Genomic DNA, 16525 nt, shown 5'->3' with positions numbered 1-16525 from the left:
CACACGGCGAAGCCAGCCCATACGCCGACGCGGACCCGCAGTACGTGGGGCATCAGCGGACTGACGGTGAGGCATGACATCTCCAGACAGGGCACACGGAACTGGTACGGAATCAGAAGACCGCCCTTTGGTGCCGGGCGGAATCAGACGACCGGGGCTCACCGAGGCTGGTCTCGGCAGGCTGATCGGCCGGTCTTTCAGGGGCTGGTCAGACAGCACCCGCCGGCAGCACACCGGCAGACCGGGCCAGCCCGTGGCTGCCGGTCCGCGGCAAGTGGAGCCCCGCCGGGCGGCCAGGCCCTCTGCCGTCACGTCCCGGCGGGGCGGAAAGGAGACGGCCGGCTTGCCCGCAGCCAGATGAATCCCGGGGGCGGAAGCCATCCCGGGACGTCCCAGGCGCGTGGCCGCCGGGCACGCGGCAAGAGCCGCCTGGCGCTTCCTTCTGGGCCCCTCCCTCGTGCCAGTGCCTGCGGCATGCTGAGGGGCCCGGCAGGCCGTCGAGGCGGCGCTGGTTTCCTGCAGGAGCAGCCCTGCCGCATCCGTCCGGGCCTGCAGCCGGGACAGCAGTCCGGGCCAGGTGCCGTCACGTCGCCAGCGGCGGAAGAGCCCCAAGACCGCCCCCCAGGGCGCCTGCCCGTGGCTGCCGTCCGCGCACTGCCCGGCTGGCCTGCCGACAGCTCCGCCCCTGTCCTATCCGGCCAGCTTCCCGGCCGGACCGGAACTCACCGCTGGCCTGCCGCAGGAGGAGGCCGATACCTCCGCGGCCTGCCCGGCCCGGCCGCGCTCTGGCCCGGCGGAACCCCGCCGGCGGCAGCACCGGACGGCACGTACGGTCCCGCCTGGGAAAACGCCGGCGGCCAGGGCCCCACGGGCACTGCATGCGGCCGCGGTCCGCACGCTGTGAACCCCGCGCGGGAGCACGGCTGTGCCACGACAATTCCTGCCGCCCCGTTAAATCCCCGATAAGGGACTATTGCCGCCAAATTGGCTGGAAGTTGCCGCTGGCGTGTGACACGCGTGATGCTCCTTGTTCTGATCAGGCCCGGAATACTTCCAGCGAAATTCTGAGAGGATCAGGCATGCGTGCCGCCCGTACAGCTTCGGTTTCCCTGCTGTCCGCTGCAATGGCCACTGCGGCTCTGTTCGGAGCTGGCGCCGGCACGGCCCAGGCGGCCCCCCGCCAGACGTGCTCGGTCACCCAGGAAACGACCGGGACGACCGGCGACAACTATGTACTCACCAACATCAACGCGAGCTACCCTCACAGCGCACCGCAGATCAGCAAATGGGCCGTATTCTCCCTGTCCAGCCAGCCGCAGGGCTGTTACGGAGGCGAGTACTTTGCCGTCAGCATGCTGACCGGAGAAGTGATTCCGCTCCACGACGGCAGCATGAGCACCCCTGAGTGGGGAGACTTCGGGTTCAGGCTTCCGGCCGGCGTGACCTTTGCGCAGGTGCACTACGGGGATCCCGGCAACCCCTGGGAAGGCGCCTTCATCGGCTCCGTATCACGCATGATCCCCTGACCCGGCGCCGGGAGAAGCGGAGTCCTGTCACGGCTTCCTCATGCTGTTGTCAAGCGGCTGCGGTGACTGGCGGCGCCCCGTTGCAGCGCCGTCGGCCGCGGATCAGGGCCCAGATGACGCTGCCTGCGTCGGCGGGCAAGAGCGGGCACGGCCTGGACATGCTTCTTCCCCCCCCCGGCCCGCTTGCGGCCCTGGAACTCCCGCGAGCTCGGATCGCATGCACAAGGCGCGCTGGAGCCGCCGGTGACAGGTGAGCGGCCGGCGGAGGTTGCCGCTGACCTTGCCGGAGTCTCGAGGCGCCGGTGCGACGCCGGAGAGGGCGTCCGGGGAGTTGAGCACCTCCAGGCTGCCGCCGAGGAACTCTGCTCCCAGCACGGTGCCGATGCCGGGGACGCTCAGGACGATGCCGGTGAGCCCGTGCTCACGAAACCGGCCCCCCAATGAGCCTGCCGGCCTTGCAGGCGCTGTTCCCCGACGAGGGGCAGCTGGGTGTTTGCGGCGCGATGGCCTCGGAAACGAGGATCCCCATCGGCTCCCGCCCGTACACCGGCGGAGGGTCTCACCCCCGGGTCGGCAGCCGCCCGGCGGATGACGTCCGAGAAGCCAGTGCGGGAAGCAGCTGCTCTGCCGCAGCCCGAGGACGGTGATCACGGCCGCCCCGCGCCGGTCCCCGCCTGCGGGGGCGAGAACCGTTGCGATGGCTGCCCCTCTCGTCGCTGACCTGCCCGTATCCGGCGCTGCAGAGCGCGCCGGCCTCCGCCGGGACTGAGCGCGCCGAACGTCCTGACCATGGCGCGCAGCAGGTCCGGACTGACCGGGACGGGATTGTCTTCCGCTTCAGAGCCTGGCCGTCCTGAAAGATCAGCCGGCGGCTATCCCTTATCCGGCGGTTCCCATAGCTGCCGGGCCAAGCGCCCGGAATCAGCTGGGAGCCCGCCCACCACTCCCCAGGACGCACCGCTCCTGCTCACGGCCGGGACCGGCAGGCGGCCTGCGGCATCCCGCGTTCCCCGGCGCGAGTCTTCTCCTGCCCCGAACCCAGGTCTTGCACTGTGCAGCTCAGAAGACGTCACATCGCCTGCCGGCGCGACGCCCGCCAGGCGGTGACGGGAAACAGCTCCGGCGCAGGAACGCATACGCAGCCAGCAGGACTTGCCGGAGACAGGTGCGCAGACGTCACATCTCCGGTTCGAAAGGGCAGCCGGAGCACAGCAGTACGTTCCGGGACCCGGCCCGGCGTGACCGATGAGGCAAGTTCTTCCGTGCTTGCGGGCGGGCCGGGCGTGAGCACGTATGACGGGCGCCCCTGGCCGTTCAGGGCAAGAAGCCGCCCCGCGGCTTCAGACGACGGCTCTCAAGCCTGCTGGTGCCAGGACACGCACGGTCACATATGGGGTGACCGGCAGACACCGGACACAGGCGCGCGGCTGGCCCGGTGGTGGGGGTAAATTCCAAGCATAGGCGCAACAGCCTGGAAAATGCTTCTCACGAATTCGCGGAGTGTATGCACGGTAAGCTCCCGTCCAGAAGACTGCATCGTCTTTACATGACAGCTGGAAAAACCTTTGACGGAAACCTGCGACTGGATGACGGGGCGGCTGAAAGCGAAGCCGGCTAATGCCTGGCGCGGCCCGCAGGGGAGCCCTGGCAGTCTGGGCGGCCTGCACCCGCCCGGGTTCCCGCGCGCGGGGGTCCTGGTCACCTGCGCCCACCGGGGGGAAGGAGCAGCCGGCCCGAGGCCATCCGGCCGCAGCTGTTCTGCCAGCGCACTTGCGGCAGCGTCCTGCCGCGCGGCCCCGTCCACTGCAGGTTTGTGCGCACGCCGTCGTGCAGCGCCGTTGCGGTCTGCCGGCCCGGCCCTCCTGCCCGCCAGGGCAGCATCCTGGCCCGGACGCGCTGTCTCCTGCGCAGGGCTGTGGCGCGTGCGGCGGTTGCTCTGGTGAGTCCCCGGCCAGGGGAGGTACCGGCCAGGCGTCTGTGGCGCTCCCGTCCAGGCTCCGCCCCGGCCCCGCGCTGGCTGCCGCACAGCGGGCGAGTTCCCCGGCTGCCGCAGCGGCCTGGACACCGTTTCCAAAAGCGCAGACCGGGAGCGCTGTGCGGGAGCGGTCCAGCACTCTGTCCGCTCCAGCCCCTGGCCTGACGGCCCCAGGGCCTGCCCGGAGGTCAGGCGGCTTCCCCTCTGCGGCCCCGGTTGCGGACCCCGGCAGGGTTCCAGCCGCGCTGCCTGGCTGTCATCCCGCCCCACACCCCGAACCGTTCAGGAGCCTCCTCTGCATACGCGCCGCACTCCCGGACAACAGGGCAGGCGTCACACAGGCGCTGGGCACCGCTGCTTGCAGCCTGGTCATCTGAAAAGAAAATCTCGCCGTCAGCTCCGGCGCATGCAGCAAGATGACGCCAGTTCCCCGCGGACAAGCTGGAAAGGAACGGGTACGGAAACACAGGGGAGCGGGTCATATCCGCTGTGCTCATGCCGCGCTCCCCGGTGCTCCCGCCGCAGCGCCTCTACATTCAGCTGCGATCCGCACTTTCCCCGAGTCCAGGTCGATCGGGCCGCCGCTCATCCCGGACGCTGTGTTCTCATCCTTAGCCAGCGCAAGACGCTGACGCTCGTGAGCGGAATACCTGCTGCTCGGGGCGAAAATCTGTTCAAAAAGAGAGCCAATCATAAAACCCTGCTCACCAGTGCCATCGAGAACGTACGCAACCATGTTCACGCGCAAGCACGGCACACAACATCCGGCAATCGGACCTACGGCGTGGTGACGGAAGGCACGGACCGAACGACGGCCAGTCCGCAGAGGACCGGACACACCTGGTGTCTCCAGCGCGGCCGGCCAGGCACACCGGCAACTCCGGACAGGGCGCTGCCGGGACCCGTGCGCCTCTGCCCGGCGCTCCTGCGCAAGGCAGCTCCCGCTCCCGCAGCGCAGAACCCGAGCCGAGGCCGGGAGATGCTGAGCCCCTGCGCACTCTCAGGCGGCTCTGCCTTCTTGATCGGGCTGATCGCCGGTCGCCGGGGGTGCGCAGGGGTACCGGGGGCAGCTGTGACAAGCCTGTCCTCGTGAACTGCCTTGCCTCGCCGCCCGGTTTCATGACGGCTCTGGCGCTGCCCCGGAAGTGCGGACAGGTCTGCTGTGGAGCTGCCGGCCAGGTCGCACTCACGTCCAGGCCGTACTCGTCCTCGCCCGCCCGTATGCCACCGTCATCTGGGCTCTCCCTGTCTGGCGGTGCTACGAAGCGGAACTGCCAGTCCAGCGGGCCTCTTGACGGCAGGCGGTTCACGGGCGGGGCCTGGCATGCGCCGAGCATTCAGGCAGCAGCCAGAAGCGCAACACCGCACCACGGCCCTGCCCCGGACGCGGGAAACCGCCGGCCAGGTTCTGTCGCTGTCCCCAGAGGGCGGCTGCGCAGCTCTCAGAACGGTTCCACGCCCGGGACGATCCGTGCTGCCGCGCAGTGCGGCGGTGCGCGGCGCTACCGGGCCGGCACCCCGGGACAGCGGGTGACGCCGCTGGCATGTGCAACGCCGCCCAGGGATAGCGAAAAGGCCCCCTGATGAGGGCAGGCGCCACGGGCAGCCAAGCTCCTCCAAGCGCTGCCTCGCATCTCCCTGAGCTGGCCGGAGACAAGCAGATGCCCACAGCTGTTCCAGCAATGCCCTGCCGGGCTGCGGTCTCTTCAGGCAGCGTGGAGGGCTGGTTGCAGCTGAGGAGGCCTGGGCAGCTGGCGTCAGGTTGCTGCTCTGGTCCGTGCCGGTGCACGTTCATAAGCACGGCCCGTTCCCCGGCCCGCGGCCGGTTCCGGGATAAGCGATCGGCGGCTGCTGTCCGCACCGGGTCGCACGAACCGCGCAGCCCCGGACGGCATGCCGCCGTGAATTTCCGCGTGCTGCCGGAGCATGGTCTCACCGCCGCCCGTGCCCCTGTCTCGCCCAGTGCCGGTCAGCGGATCCCGGCCCTGGACGGCCGGGCTGCCTCTGTGGCCGGCGAGTGGTTGCCAGGCCCACGGCGGCAAGTGCCAGCCCGGGCCCGCCTGCAGGCTGGCACAGGGCCGGCGTGCTCAGCCGGGCTGGCAGCGGAGGCTCGATTCTGCCTGTCCCCGGGCGCGGGCTGCCGTGTCAGTTTTCGCTGCCGGCGCCCCCGGGGGGCGGCGCCGCCTGGCTTCTGCGGCGGGCACTGAATGGTGCATCTTTGCCTGTCCGGCCCGCTCAGGCGCCACTGAGCTGTGATTCTCCGCGTTCCCGGTAGTTGATGGTGTGACATTTACCGGGTGAAGCTGGCGGCTTTCGCGGCTGTATCCGGGCGTTCAATCCAGCCACTCCCTATTACTTCTGCACTCCCCCTTCACATATGCCGGCCGGGCGTGATGACATGTGCGCGATGCCGACCAGTTCCGCATCACAGCCTCAGAGAATGGGAGAGGGACATGATTCGCAGTCTGGCGGTGAGCGCGGCTGCTGCAGCATTGTTCGCCACAGCAGCTCCTGCCCATGGTGCGCCGGTTCTTGATGTACCTCCCGACAAGATCGCGATTGAGCTGGCGACAGTTAACGGGTCGGGCTGCCCCGCAGGGACCACCGCCGTCGCCGTCGCGCCGGACAACACGGCATTCACAGTCACTTACAGTGATTACCTGGCCAGGGCGGGCGGGGGTTCCGACCCTACGGAGTACCGTAAAAACTGCCAGCTGAACCTGCGTGTTTACGTTCCCCAGGGGTTCACCTATGCCATTGCCCGGGCGGACTACCGGGGATATGCTTCCCTGGCGCGCGGAGCATACGGGCAGGAGAGGGCCAGCTATTATTTCCAGGGCATGACGCAGACTACCCGGAAGACGCATCAGCTCAACGGTCCCTATTACGACAACTGGCAGGCCAGTGATGTTACTGAGGTGGCACAGCTGGTGTGGGCTCCGTGCGGGGAGCGGAGGAATTTCAATATCAATACGGAACTCCGCGTTCTGCCCGGCACGTCAAGCCCGGGGTCCACGAGTTTCATGACAATGGATTCGACTGACGCCAGTGTCAGCACGAAGTATCACCTCGCCTGGCGGCCCTGCCCCTAGTGCCGCTGGCGGGCGCCGGGGGCGGCATGCCGGGCAGCCCGGGCTCTCCTGGCATGCGCCGGCTGCGTGGAGGAGCAGGATGTGCCCGCGGGGGCAGCGGTCTGGCCGCCTGCTTCTCCAGCCCGTTTTTCTACACGCGTAGCTACCCGGAAGGGTATACGCGCGCACCCCAAGGCGCTCCGGAGCGTCCGCGCTCCGGCCTTTTGCAGCATCCTTCCGGTATACCCGTGCACTTCCGCTTCTTTTCCTGATGCGCAGTCCGGCATGCCTTCATGTTCCCGCAGCCGTCAGGCAGCTGGCGCTGCTCCGTGCCGAAATTGTGTCAGAGTCCGAAGAATGGAGAGTAAATGCCTCGCAGTCTGGCTGTGAGTGCAGCGGCTGCTGCACTCTTTGCTGCCGCGGCTCCTGCTCACAGCGCACCGTCTCCCGACGTCCCCCCTGACAAGATTGTGATCCAGCTGGCCACAGTAAACGGGTCCGGGTGCCGGGAGGGAACCACTGCCGTTGCCGTCGCGCCGGACAATACGGCCTTCACCGTGACCTACAGTGACTACCTGGCGCAAACCGGCGGGAACTCGCTGCCGACCGATTACCGGAAGAACTGCCAGCTGAACCTCCGCGTCCACGTTCCCACTGGCTTCACATACGCCATTATGCGGGCAGACTACAGGGGATACGCCTCCCTGCAGCGAGGAGCCTACGGCCAGCAGAGAGCCAATTACTATTTCCAGGGCATGTCCCAGACAGTACAGAAGACACACCAGTTCAACGGTCCCGTGGATGATGACTGGCAGAGCAGTGATGTCACGGAAATAGCGCAGCTGGTATGGGCCCCGTGCGGGGAGCAGCGCAACTTTAATATCAACACTGAGCTACGGGTGAACACGGGAACCTCAAACCACCTGACCACCAGCTTTATGACGATGGACTCCACCGACGCCAGTGTCAGCACGACCTACCGCCTCGCGTGGAAGCAGTGCCCCGTACGCCCGTGACCCCGCACGGGCGGTGTCCCTCCGCCGGCATCGGGCAGAGGAACACCTCGCATCACCTGTACGGCTTCCGGGTCAGCTGCTGGACTCGGAGCAGGTGATGCGCGTCTGCCCCGTCCGGGCCGCGGCCCGGACGGGGCCTGCCGGGCCGCGGTATGCCCGCAGGGGGACTGCCGCGCCCGTCGGGCACGGGATTCACATCCCGTGATCAGGGCGGCTGGCATCAGCAGGTACAGGGCATGGCGCTGTCCTGGATACCGCTGCTGCCAGCCGCCCGCTGTACAAGGCAGCGGAAAAGCTGCTGTTCCGCACCCCCCTCCCTGCCCCCTACAGGCTGCCGGCATCCTCCCCGGGGAACCCCCGCCCGGGTAAGGCGCGCTGCGGGCTGCTCCGGCCTGAGCTGGCGAAGCACGGACACCCTCAGGGCTGGGCCTTGCCCACGCGCCCGGATACGCAGCCCGCAGGAGACCAGCCCTCACGCCGCCCGCGCCGGCCGCTTGCAGAGCGGGACCAGGGGCCGGCAGAAGCCGGCGGCGAGCGCAGGCGGGTACCTGGCCCCCGGGCTGCCGGACCATGTCCCCCCATAGGGGGACCGGACTCCCCGTCCCCTGCATAGCGGGACCAGCTGACAAAGCCGGCGCCTGCCAGGAGGTGCACTGGAAGCACCAAAAGCCCCACCCTTCCAGTGGAAGCGAAAGAGCCATGATCAGCGCACTCGCCCCCCGCGTCACCCACCGGCTCGAGCTGAGCGGCTCTGACGCCCCGGCGCGGCAGGCCCGTCATGCTGTGCAGGCCGACCTGGAAGCACGCGGTCTGGGATGCGCTGACCCCGCCATCGAGGAATGCGCCGGCATGACCATGCTGATCGTCAGCGAACTGGTCACCAACGCCACCCGCCACTCCCACGGCCCCCAGGAAATGCGGATCCGCTGGGACGGCCAGCAGCTGACCCTCGAAGTCGACGACGACACCCCCGCCGCCCCCCGCATCCGGCCCCCCTCCGAGCGCGGCGAGACCGGCGGCTTCGGCATGGACCTCATCGACCAGCTCAGCGACTCCTGGGGAACCCGCCCCCGCCCCGACCACTGCACCGGCAAGACCGTCTACGTCTGCATCATCTTCCCCCCGCTCCCCGCCTGACACCCCCCGGAGCAGCCCTCGACAGAACGGACACCGGCGGCCCCCGGCCTGCCCGCCCAGCGGCGGCAGCCCGGGGGCCGCCTGACGCCATCCCCGGGCCCTGACAGACGCACCCTCTGTTTGCCGGACGCGGGGCCCAGCGGGAATACGCAGCAGACCAGCCCGCACACGGTGACAAGCGTTGCGGCAGACCAGCCGGCTCGCAGAACGCTGAGTGCGCCCACCGTATCCGCGTGCCTGTGGGGGCCGGGGAGACGCAGCGGGATCTTGTATGCACGGGCCGGTTCTCCGCGCTGACGTGCCCGCATGGGGGGAGTCCGGGAGGTGCTGGGGGGCACTTCCCGGCCGGCACTTTCCGCACGGCACAGTCCGCCGCCAGCGCCTGGACTGCGCGGGCAAGGGCGCCCCCAGGCCTTACCCGCACGCATTACTTCACCGCGCCACAGCGGCGGCACGCCCGACCGCTCGGCGGTGGCGGTGGTGCGCTGGTCGCGGCGCACGCAGGACAACCGGGCGGGGCTTGCTGTACAGCTGCGAGCCGGGTGGCGGCACGGCGGCCGTGACGCATGCCTTGCGCGGGCGGCCAATCTCCTGTCTCGATGCCCTCCTCGCCCAACGAACGGGCCAGCCCCCGCACCGTAGACGCCGACGCTACCGATCTCCCCGCCATCAGCAGTGTGCCCCCTGTGACCGACCGGGGTGGCGGTGAACGGCCGGGAGCCCCGTTCCCGGCTCGCGGGGGCGATGGCCGCGGCAGTGTGGTGCCCTTGCAAGTGCCGACACCGTCCGTGATCTCGATGCGGGTTTGCGCGAGGGTGGTCACTGTCGTCCTTGAACGCTGTCGTACCAGGGACGGCACTCACCCACTCGCCTGGGCGAGTGGGCAAGACCGTAGTGAAATTGCTCTTACAACGTCACGAAGCCCAGGTCCGTGCATGCACACGGACGTCTCCCGGAGCAGGTCAACAGATCCCGTTGAAGACCCGAGGCAGCGGACCGTGCTGAAGCAGACTGCCGGACCTCCGTAGGGCAGCAGCGAAAGCCCCCGGCTGTCCGCTCCGCGGGCAGCCCCGTCAAAGCCCTCACCAGGCCTTCAGCCCGACGCAGGGTGACACCGGAGGCCCCGCACAGCGACCGCTCTGCATACTCCTGCCCTGGCAGCCAGGACGCTGCGCAATACCGGTGCCGCACCCTAATAGGGCAGCCCGACGCTGCTGGCCTCAGATGACTGAGTGAGCTCATCGGCGGACTGTGCCCTGGAAGAGGAGCGGCGATCCGCTGCAACCCGCTATGGGAACATGTGGGCGATGCCCGCTTGTATGTTCGCGCGGTTCATGCAGCGAGATAGCGCCTGCAAGTGAATGAACCCCGTACTCCATCCGTACTCAGGGGTGAGAACTTCCGCCAGGAAAGGGGGGGTGCTGCACCAGATACTTCACCCGGTAGGGTTACGGACAATTCCTTGCCCCCTGCAGGCTGTGCCAGGAGGCTCCGGCCTGCCCAGCTGGCGTGGCCACACCAGCAGGGCAGCTGGAACGGGAATCACAGAGGGTCGCCCGTGGCGGGGCCAGGCGACAACGCAGCGAAGGGGAGCCTCATGGACATGGAGCGCTACCGTGACGTGCGGGCAGAGGCAGAGGCCGCAGCTCAGGCTCTGAAGGCAGTCTGCGCGGAGTCAGGGCTTCCGGAGTCAGCGACCCGCCGTATCAGGCCAGTAGTGACCGGTAAAGGAACTCCGTACGTGCATATTGGTATTCTCAGCGCTGACCACGTCCGCGTGCTCCTGGCTCATCTGTGAATCCCGTGAGCGGCTGATTCTCGGCGACGGTTGAACTCGAGCGCGGACCCTCTGACGGCGTATCAAAAGTGACCCACCTGGTGCTTTTCGTCTGACCCGGCTCGCCCTGCCCCATCTTCCCCAGCGGCATAGGCGCGGCCGGTCCACACTGAGCTTCTTCAGCGTTGCAACTCCAGTGTGAGGACGGCCTTGGCGATTGACGTCATGCGGTTGGGGCTGCAGCGGGACCTGCGGAAGATCCGCCAGGACTTCAGGCGGGCGACGCCACTTCGACGGGTGCGCGTGCCGCAGCCTGGGCACGGTTGCGGGTCTTGTCGGTGGGGGTCAGTTCCTGCAGGGGCCTGCCTTTGATGCCCGTGGTCAGCCACGGACCAGCGCCCTGGCAGGCGAGATCGGCCACGACAGGAACGCCCTGGCGCTCGCAGATCCGGATGATCCGGTGGGTGCGGGCGGCGGTCAGGTCGTGGGGGCGGCCCGGCAGGGCGGGCGAGAGCTACAGCAGCCGGCCGTCGGGATCGGTGACGACCTGCAGGTTCACGCCGTGGCGGCGGTGCTTGTGGGAGTAGTCGGCCCGGCCGTCGCCGACCCGGTCGCATTCGGCGAGGGTGCCGTCGGGCAGGACGAAGTCGGGTTCGTGGTCGCGCGGCGTTTTGAACAGGCCCGGTGCACGTGCGGCGAGCAGGTCGACGACCGCGCTGGTTTAGGCGTGGGCGGTGGACTCGCTGATGCCGGACCCGGAGGCGATCTTCGCCAGAGTGGTGTGTTCGCGCAGGTACATCAGTGCCACCATCGCGCGCTGGGACGGACGGAGCTTGCAGCGCCGGTCGCCCTCACGGGTGACGATCAGCATGGCGATCCACTCCACGAGTGCATGCGGCAGGTCGAGTGCGGCAGGATGCATGACCCAACGGGGCCCCCGAGCAACGTGATTGAGACGTCAGACATCTCGATCAACAGCCCGGGGGCCTCGCTCGTTGCGCTTCACGGGCCGTCACCCGATCGGTGGCCACATCGAGGAAGCTCACTGATCCGCACTGGCTCCGCAGGCGGCACCGTTCGGGGCCTGGCTCGCCCAGCGCGGGAGGTGGCTGCCGTACTCGGTCGGGATGACCATCACGGAACAGATTCACCAAACTGTCCTGAATGTCCCCGTCTCCGCCTGGATGCCCGCCGTCGAACCAGGCGGCGCGATCCGCGAGGGTGCCTGGACCGCCGACCTCGACGGCGACGTCTTCAAGAGCTGGCCGAAGGGGATGCGGCTGGCCGTCCGCAAGGAACGGTCCCGTCCCGGCGCCCAGTTGCGCTTCCCCGAGGCGGAGGGGCTGCGGCTCGCCGCTTTGCCACGAACACGGCAGCCGACTGTGCCTGTTCTCCGCCGCCCGGATTGTCACCCGCCCGCTGCCGGCACCTCCCCTCCGGCCGTCGTTGGCCCTGGATGATCAACGAGGCCTCCGGACACAGCGGTTCAGCCATCTCGAACCGCTCCCGGAGGCCTCACCTGCCATCCGTTCTCACCCGCCACCCGATCGGCCTTAAAGACTAGGTCGGCTTCTTGGGCGGGCTACCCTTGCGGCCGGAAATCGGCCACCTCAAGGTAATCGCCATGCGAAACCAGGGCGCCGTGGAAGGATTCCGCCCATCCCGTGTTCCCGTCGAGATGTGCAGTGCCGCTGTTGTTGACGGAAATCAGCATACCCGAAAGGAACCCCGAGGGCTTCATTACGCCCTCCACCGCATGCTCATACACTAGCGGCAGTGCGCCGGTTCCGGATACCGCGCGCGCTCTGAGCTGCATCCCGATATTCGAAGGTCCTGCATTGTAAATGACGGGGCCGTTGGCGGGGTCTGCGATCTGGCAGACGCCTTCACGGCATGCGGTGTCCGTTACCGCTACCCCCCCGCCCTGCAATGGCGAAACTCGGGGTTCTTTATTATTCGGGGCAACCGAGAAATCGGTGTACGGTAGCGTGCCGTCCGGACTTTGCACGAAAGCGGTGATGCCGTGACTTAGTGCATTGGTCGTCGTCAGGTAGGATCTAAAGCGCTCAGGCCCTGCGGCGCTCGCCACAGAAGAGAAACCGTCATTAGCGTAGGCACCTCGTTCTGCAGTGATGCCCGTAAACTGCCGCGGGCGTTCTGGGTCTACGAGCCCGGTGATAAGCCGCCGATCCGGATTAGTCCGGTAGAAGAGGCGCTGGTAGGCTTCATGGTCCGATGCCAGAGCGTCGCTGCTGGCCGTACTAATGGCGACCTCAAAGAACCTCTGGTCAAGGCCGTTGGAACGCATTCCATGCACAAGGCTGCCGCCGGCGTCCGGCGCAAGGAACTTGACCCCGTAGATTTTCTCAGGCAGGGCATCCGGCGGCGGAAGGTCTTTGAGGGTCACAGGCTGGGAAACCTTTTCACCCGACTTCACCCGGATTTTAGTGTACTGCTTGGCGTCTTTCTCATTTTCCCAGTAGAAGGCGGTATTGCCCAGCGCTACAATGTCTCCTTCGCGCTTCGGGGAAGTGACAGGCTTCAGCTGTCCCAGGTCCTCCCACACAATCCCGTTCGTACTGCCTTGGGCCGTCATGGCGGGCAGCTGAGTTTCCGTCAGATGATCATCTGCTCCGGGTACCTGCCAGGCCGCCCCGGAAACATCGAAGCGGTAAACAGGGCGATTGGGGTCCCCGTCAGGCGACGTCACTGTCAGTCGCTTCGCTGCGATATCCGGGGCTTGGACTGCGAGCGGAGACCCGGCTGAAGAAACCACCAGCTGGTGCTCTCCCAGACCTGCAGCACCTGTGCTTTCTGCGGAAATCTGCAGGGCGCCTCCGCCAATCTGCTCCGGGAGAGAGAGTTCATTGTCCCCAGGCCGGTACTGCATCTTCACGACGCTCCGCAGCCCCGGCTTTCCGACAGGCTGTATCTCGACGAAAGAATAGCGGCTTTCCGGCTTAGTGCACGTGCCGTTAGGCCCAGCCGTCAGAACAGCAGACGAGTAGGCGGGGGTCTGCTGCCCCGGTTCGACGGGAGAAAATGAACCGCTCGGAAATGCCGGCAGTGAACCGACACCGGAGTTGGCCCAGCAGCCCCGGTATTCAGCTTCGGAGTTCGATACAAGCCTGGCTTCTATTGGCGAATCAAGATCGTTCTTGATCTTCAGCTTTATTGAACGGTAGCCCGGGAACCATACACGCAGCTCGGCATCATTGCCTGCATGCTTTTCCTTTCCAAGAGCAATGGGGGACAGTCTGTCTCCCTCCCCCTTGCCAAGCACCTGATTCGCCTGTGCATCTCTTGACCCAACAACAAGATGAGGCTCACCATTTCTGCCAGTTTTCACGTAAGAAAGCCGTGCCGCCGGTCTGATCGGATCCGATTGCTGCAGCATCTTGCCATCGAGTGTGCTGCGTACTTGCAGAGGCTCGAGTCTTCCGTCTTCCTGCTTCTCGTGCCACCAGCTCACGGCCAGGCGCTGATTTTCGTCATCGAAGGCCAAAGCAGTCGGCGCCTTGATTTCACCGCTTCCGAAGTGGGCGCTCTCGACCTGCTGCCACAGGGCTTTTCTGGCAGAAGGATCCACCATGTACAGGGAGTGCGTACTGTAGTCCTCGTAGTCATATGCGAGCCGCCCGATGGCGAGGCCCGTCACATTGTTTCCATCGGGAGTCTTTACCGAGCCTTCGCCGCTGAACTTCACAGCAGTTACCAGGTCGCGGCCCCAGGTCATGTAGGACCAGCGTTTCCAGTCTTCATATATCGTCCCATGGAATCCCAAATCTGAAGTACCGTAGAGGCGCACCCCACCCGCACTCTGGCCGACAGCAAGGGTTTCTACACCGTTCACTACACCTATATCGAGGGAAGTGGCAAGCGGCTTCTTTGGCGTAGCATCGCCTTCAACGGTCACGTCACCAAGAAGTACGCTCTTGACTTGTCTCATATTATTAGGGTCAATCTTCAGGATTTGTGTGGTGAAATAGGCTGCGTTGCTCCACAAGTGCCCGGCAATGTACAGGTGCCCGTCCTTGCCGGCAGCAATCTTCAGTCCGGTCAGGCCGGCCTTGTGAGCCCATTTGTGATGGGCCACCCATGGTTCGACCAGCACCTTCCCGCTCGGGGGGTTCCAGTCACCGAGGCCGAGGGTGGTCTCCTTGAGCTTGTCGCCCTTGCCGTTGTATATCCGCAGTTTGACCGAGGAGCTGTTCAGGCCCTCGGCATAGTCTTCTAGGACTGCGCGCTGGTCGTGGCCCAGCCCCAGGAAGTCCCCCGTGACCTCGTTGGTCTTCAGCGCCGGCAGCCGTGCCGACTCATCCACCGCAATCCCCGCAGCCGCAGCCCCCACCTGCTGCTCGGCAGCCTCCCCGGCCGCCCACACAGGAGACGCCGGCAACGCCAGAGGCCCCGCTGCCGCCATAGCCATCACCGCCAGCGCCACACGACGCCAGCCACGCTTCCCAGCCAGACCCGACACCCAGCACTCCCAACAGACGATTCACAACGCTTCCAGTCCACTACAGCCCCGCCCCCCCGCTTCCCGCACCAGCCAATCGCCCCCCCCGCCGGCCCACAAACCCCTCACCCGCAGGCAGGACAGGAGCGGGCATACAGCGGGCGGCTTCGGCACATAGGCGCGGGGCCTTCCACTCGCACCGCGGCCAGTTCGCCGAGAGCACACCCAGTCCAGCATCTCCCGGTAGCTCGGTATCCGTCTGTGAACCTCTTTCATCCTGAGCAGTCGCAGGGGAGAAGGTTTGCGGCCGGTGCCGGCTGGGTCGAGAGACATGACAGCGAGGTAGACGCACTTCGGGCGGCGTTCTCGGAGGGGAAGCGGCCGCGGGCCCTGATCGCCAGGCGGATGCGTTGCGTTCACGGACTCGATGGCGTTGGTGGTGCAGACGATGCGGCGGATCTCCGCGTCGGACTGCAGGAACGGGACGCCGGTCAGCCAGGACATGGTCCGCTCGATGACCGACCTGCGGCGGCCGAGTCGTTCGGGAGACTCGATGCCTTTGCGGGCGATGCGGACGCCGGTGCGTGCCCCGCGGAGCCCTTCCGCAGGAGGGGTACGTCCTGCATGTCTTTGTGGAGAGGGTGACGATGCTGATCGTCACCCTCGAAGTGACCGCAGATGCAGGCTGCCGCCGTCCCAGCGTGCCCTGGCCGCACTGGTGTGCGTGGGAAGAACGGCACGCTAACCCAGATTGGCGTTGGGTCCGGGATCAGCGTGGGCACCGCCCCGGCCTGTGTTCATTCTGTCGTGGCACCTCTGGCGGCCGGATACCCGCCCTGACCGTGGCTTTGGGAGACGCGAACGCCCTGTACGTCCGCTCGGCGGGACTCCGGCCGACTGCGGCCGGACCGGTGACAGCTGCGCGGACTATTCGGGCAAGCACCGAAGGCGCAGAGTGAACATGCAGGTCATCACCGCTCTCGGCGGGACACGGGTATGGATCTCACCCGTGGCGGCCGACCGGTTCACGATCTGTCCGCAGCCCGTCGGCACCGGGTCATCGCCACCCTGCATCCGCCGGTGCATCCCGTTTCCGGGGGACAAGGCTGTATACCAGGGCGCCGCCAGCGTCGCAGCAGTACCTCACTGCCGGAGATCTGGCAAAGGCCTCACGGTCCCGGAAGATGTGTCAGCTGGGCACACTCCCGCCTGGGCCGACCGGTGGAGAGAGTCATCGCCCAGATCAAACCTGATGGCGCAGCCCCAACAGACTCGTGTTAATCGCACAGGCCATCCCACCCTGGAGCCTTACCGCTGGAAGTGCTCAGCGCACGGAATGGGCGGCGCGGGTTGCCGGGGCCGCTTTCCCGAAGGCGGGAAGCGCCAGCGGTCGCTTGGAGCTGCGCTTTCGGAATCGGACCGCGGGGCGATGGGTGGGGGCTGTTTGCCTCCTTGCATGCACGCTGTGGCAGCTGTTTGCGGGTGAGGGGTTTGTGGGCCGGCGGGGGGGTCGATTGGCTGGTGCGGGAAGCGGGGGGGCGGGGCTGTAGTGGACTGGAAGCGT

General features: G+C 67.0%; 7 protein-coding genes and 6 pseudogenes. 6 read left to right on the top strand and 7 right to left on the bottom strand.

What is annotated here, in order from left to right; genetic code table 11:
• The first annotated feature begins 1079 nt into the window (after positions 1-1079).
• Complete coding sequence (locus tag ACFZBD_RS31285) at positions 1080-1526, top strand: hypothetical protein (RefSeq protein WP_391146245.1); 447 nt, start codon at positions 1080-1082, stop codon at positions 1524-1526.
• Between the two features lie 49 nt (positions 1527-1575).
• Here ACFZBD_RS31285 and ACFZBD_RS31280 read toward each other — a convergent pair.
• The 3 genes and pseudogenes from ACFZBD_RS31280 to ACFZBD_RS31270 all read right to left on the bottom strand — a co-directional run.
• Positions 1576-1961 (bottom strand): annotated as a pseudogene (locus tag ACFZBD_RS31280) (IS110 family transposase); the annotation flags it as partial.
• A 1728-nt stretch (positions 1962-3689) separates the two neighbouring features.
• Entirely contained in the window at positions 3690-3983 is a 294-nt protein-coding gene (locus ACFZBD_RS31275) for a WhiB family transcriptional regulator (protein ID WP_391146259.1), read from the bottom strand.
• 11 nt (positions 3984-3994) lie between these two features.
• Positions 3995-4195 carry a DUF6191 domain-containing protein gene (locus tag ACFZBD_RS31270; RefSeq protein WP_391146257.1) on the bottom strand — a complete coding sequence of 67 codons (201 nt, stop codon included), beginning with the start codon at positions 4193-4195 and terminating at the stop codon, positions 3995-3997.
• Between the two features lie 1759 nt (positions 4196-5954).
• On the opposite strand from ACFZBD_RS31270, the gene ACFZBD_RS31265 reads away from it, so the two are divergent.
• The 3 genes from ACFZBD_RS31265 to ACFZBD_RS31255 all read left to right on the top strand — a co-directional run bounded on the left by ACFZBD_RS31265 (position 5955) and on the right by ACFZBD_RS31255 (position 8725).
• Entirely contained in the window at positions 5955-6593 is a 639-nt protein-coding gene (locus ACFZBD_RS31265; RefSeq protein WP_391146243.1) for a DUF4360 domain-containing protein, read from the top strand.
• A 347-nt stretch (positions 6594-6940) separates the two neighbouring features.
• On the top strand, positions 6941-7588 hold the full coding sequence (locus tag ACFZBD_RS31260) for a DUF4360 domain-containing protein (protein ID WP_391146241.1): 648 nt from the start codon (positions 6941-6943) through the stop codon (positions 7586-7588).
• Between the two features lie 699 nt (positions 7589-8287).
• On the top strand, positions 8288-8725 hold the full coding sequence (locus tag ACFZBD_RS31255) for an ATP-binding protein (protein ID WP_391146239.1): 438 nt from the start codon (positions 8288-8290) through the stop codon (positions 8723-8725).
• A 1956-nt stretch (positions 8726-10681) separates the two neighbouring features.
• Here the strand turns inward: ACFZBD_RS31255 and ACFZBD_RS31250 are convergent.
• A pseudogene (locus ACFZBD_RS31250) lies at positions 10682-11424 on the bottom strand (transposase family protein).
• A 93-nt stretch (positions 11425-11517) separates the two neighbouring features.
• Here ACFZBD_RS31250 and ACFZBD_RS31245 point away from each other — a divergent pair.
• Positions 11518-11874 (top strand): annotated as a pseudogene (locus ACFZBD_RS31245) (IS1380 family transposase); the annotation flags it as partial.
• Positions 11875-12084: 210 nt separating this feature from the next.
• On the opposite strand, the gene ACFZBD_RS31240 reads toward ACFZBD_RS31245, so the two are convergent.
• From ACFZBD_RS31240 to ACFZBD_RS31230, 3 genes and pseudogenes are all read right to left on the bottom strand, one after another.
• Entirely contained in the window at positions 12085-14982 is a 2898-nt protein-coding gene (locus tag ACFZBD_RS31240) for a hypothetical protein (protein WP_391146237.1), read from the bottom strand.
• A gap of 282 nt (positions 14983-15264) precedes the next feature.
• Positions 15265-15450, bottom strand: a pseudogene (locus ACFZBD_RS31235) (transposase); the annotation flags it as partial.
• A gap of 3 nt (positions 15451-15453) precedes the next feature.
• A pseudogene (locus ACFZBD_RS31230) lies at positions 15454-15534 on the bottom strand (IS5/IS1182 family transposase); the annotation flags it as partial.
• Positions 15535-15608: 74 nt separating this feature from the next.
• Between ACFZBD_RS31230 and ACFZBD_RS31225 the strand changes: the two are divergent.
• Positions 15609-16256, top strand: a pseudogene (locus tag ACFZBD_RS31225) (transposase family protein); the annotation flags it as partial.
• Positions 16257-16525: the final 269 nt, after the last annotated feature.

The sequence above is a fragment of the Streptomyces sp. NPDC008121 genome (genome assembly GCF_042957155.1).
Classification (GTDB): domain Bacteria; phylum Actinomycetota; class Actinomycetes; order Streptomycetales; family Streptomycetaceae; genus Streptomyces.
The sequence above is the reverse complement of the archived record's forward strand: the minus strand, read 5'-3'. Positions and strand labels throughout refer to the sequence as shown.

Bases quoted from the DNA above. Each gene is read 5' to 3' on its own strand.
- ACFZBD_RS31275 (WP_391146259.1), bottom strand. From the start codon at position 3,983: ATGACCCGCTCCCCTGTGTTTCCGTACCCGTTCCTTTCCAGCTTGTCC.
- ACFZBD_RS31255 (WP_391146239.1), top strand. From the start codon at position 8,288: ATGATCAGCGCACTCGCCCCCCGCGTCACCCACCGGCTCGAGCTGAGC.
- ACFZBD_RS31260 (WP_391146241.1), top strand. From the start codon at position 6,941: ATGCCTCGCAGTCTGGCTGTGAGTGCAGCGGCTGCTGCACTCTTTGCT.
- ACFZBD_RS31285 (WP_391146245.1), top strand. From the start codon at position 1,080: ATGCGTGCCGCCCGTACAGCTTCGGTTTCCCTGCTGTCCGCTGCAATG.
- ACFZBD_RS31270 (WP_391146257.1), bottom strand. From the start codon at position 4,195: ATGATTGGCTCTCTTTTTGAACAGATTTTCGCCCCGAGCAGCAGGTAT.
- ACFZBD_RS31265 (WP_391146243.1), top strand. From the start codon at position 5,955: ATGATTCGCAGTCTGGCGGTGAGCGCGGCTGCTGCAGCATTGTTCGCC.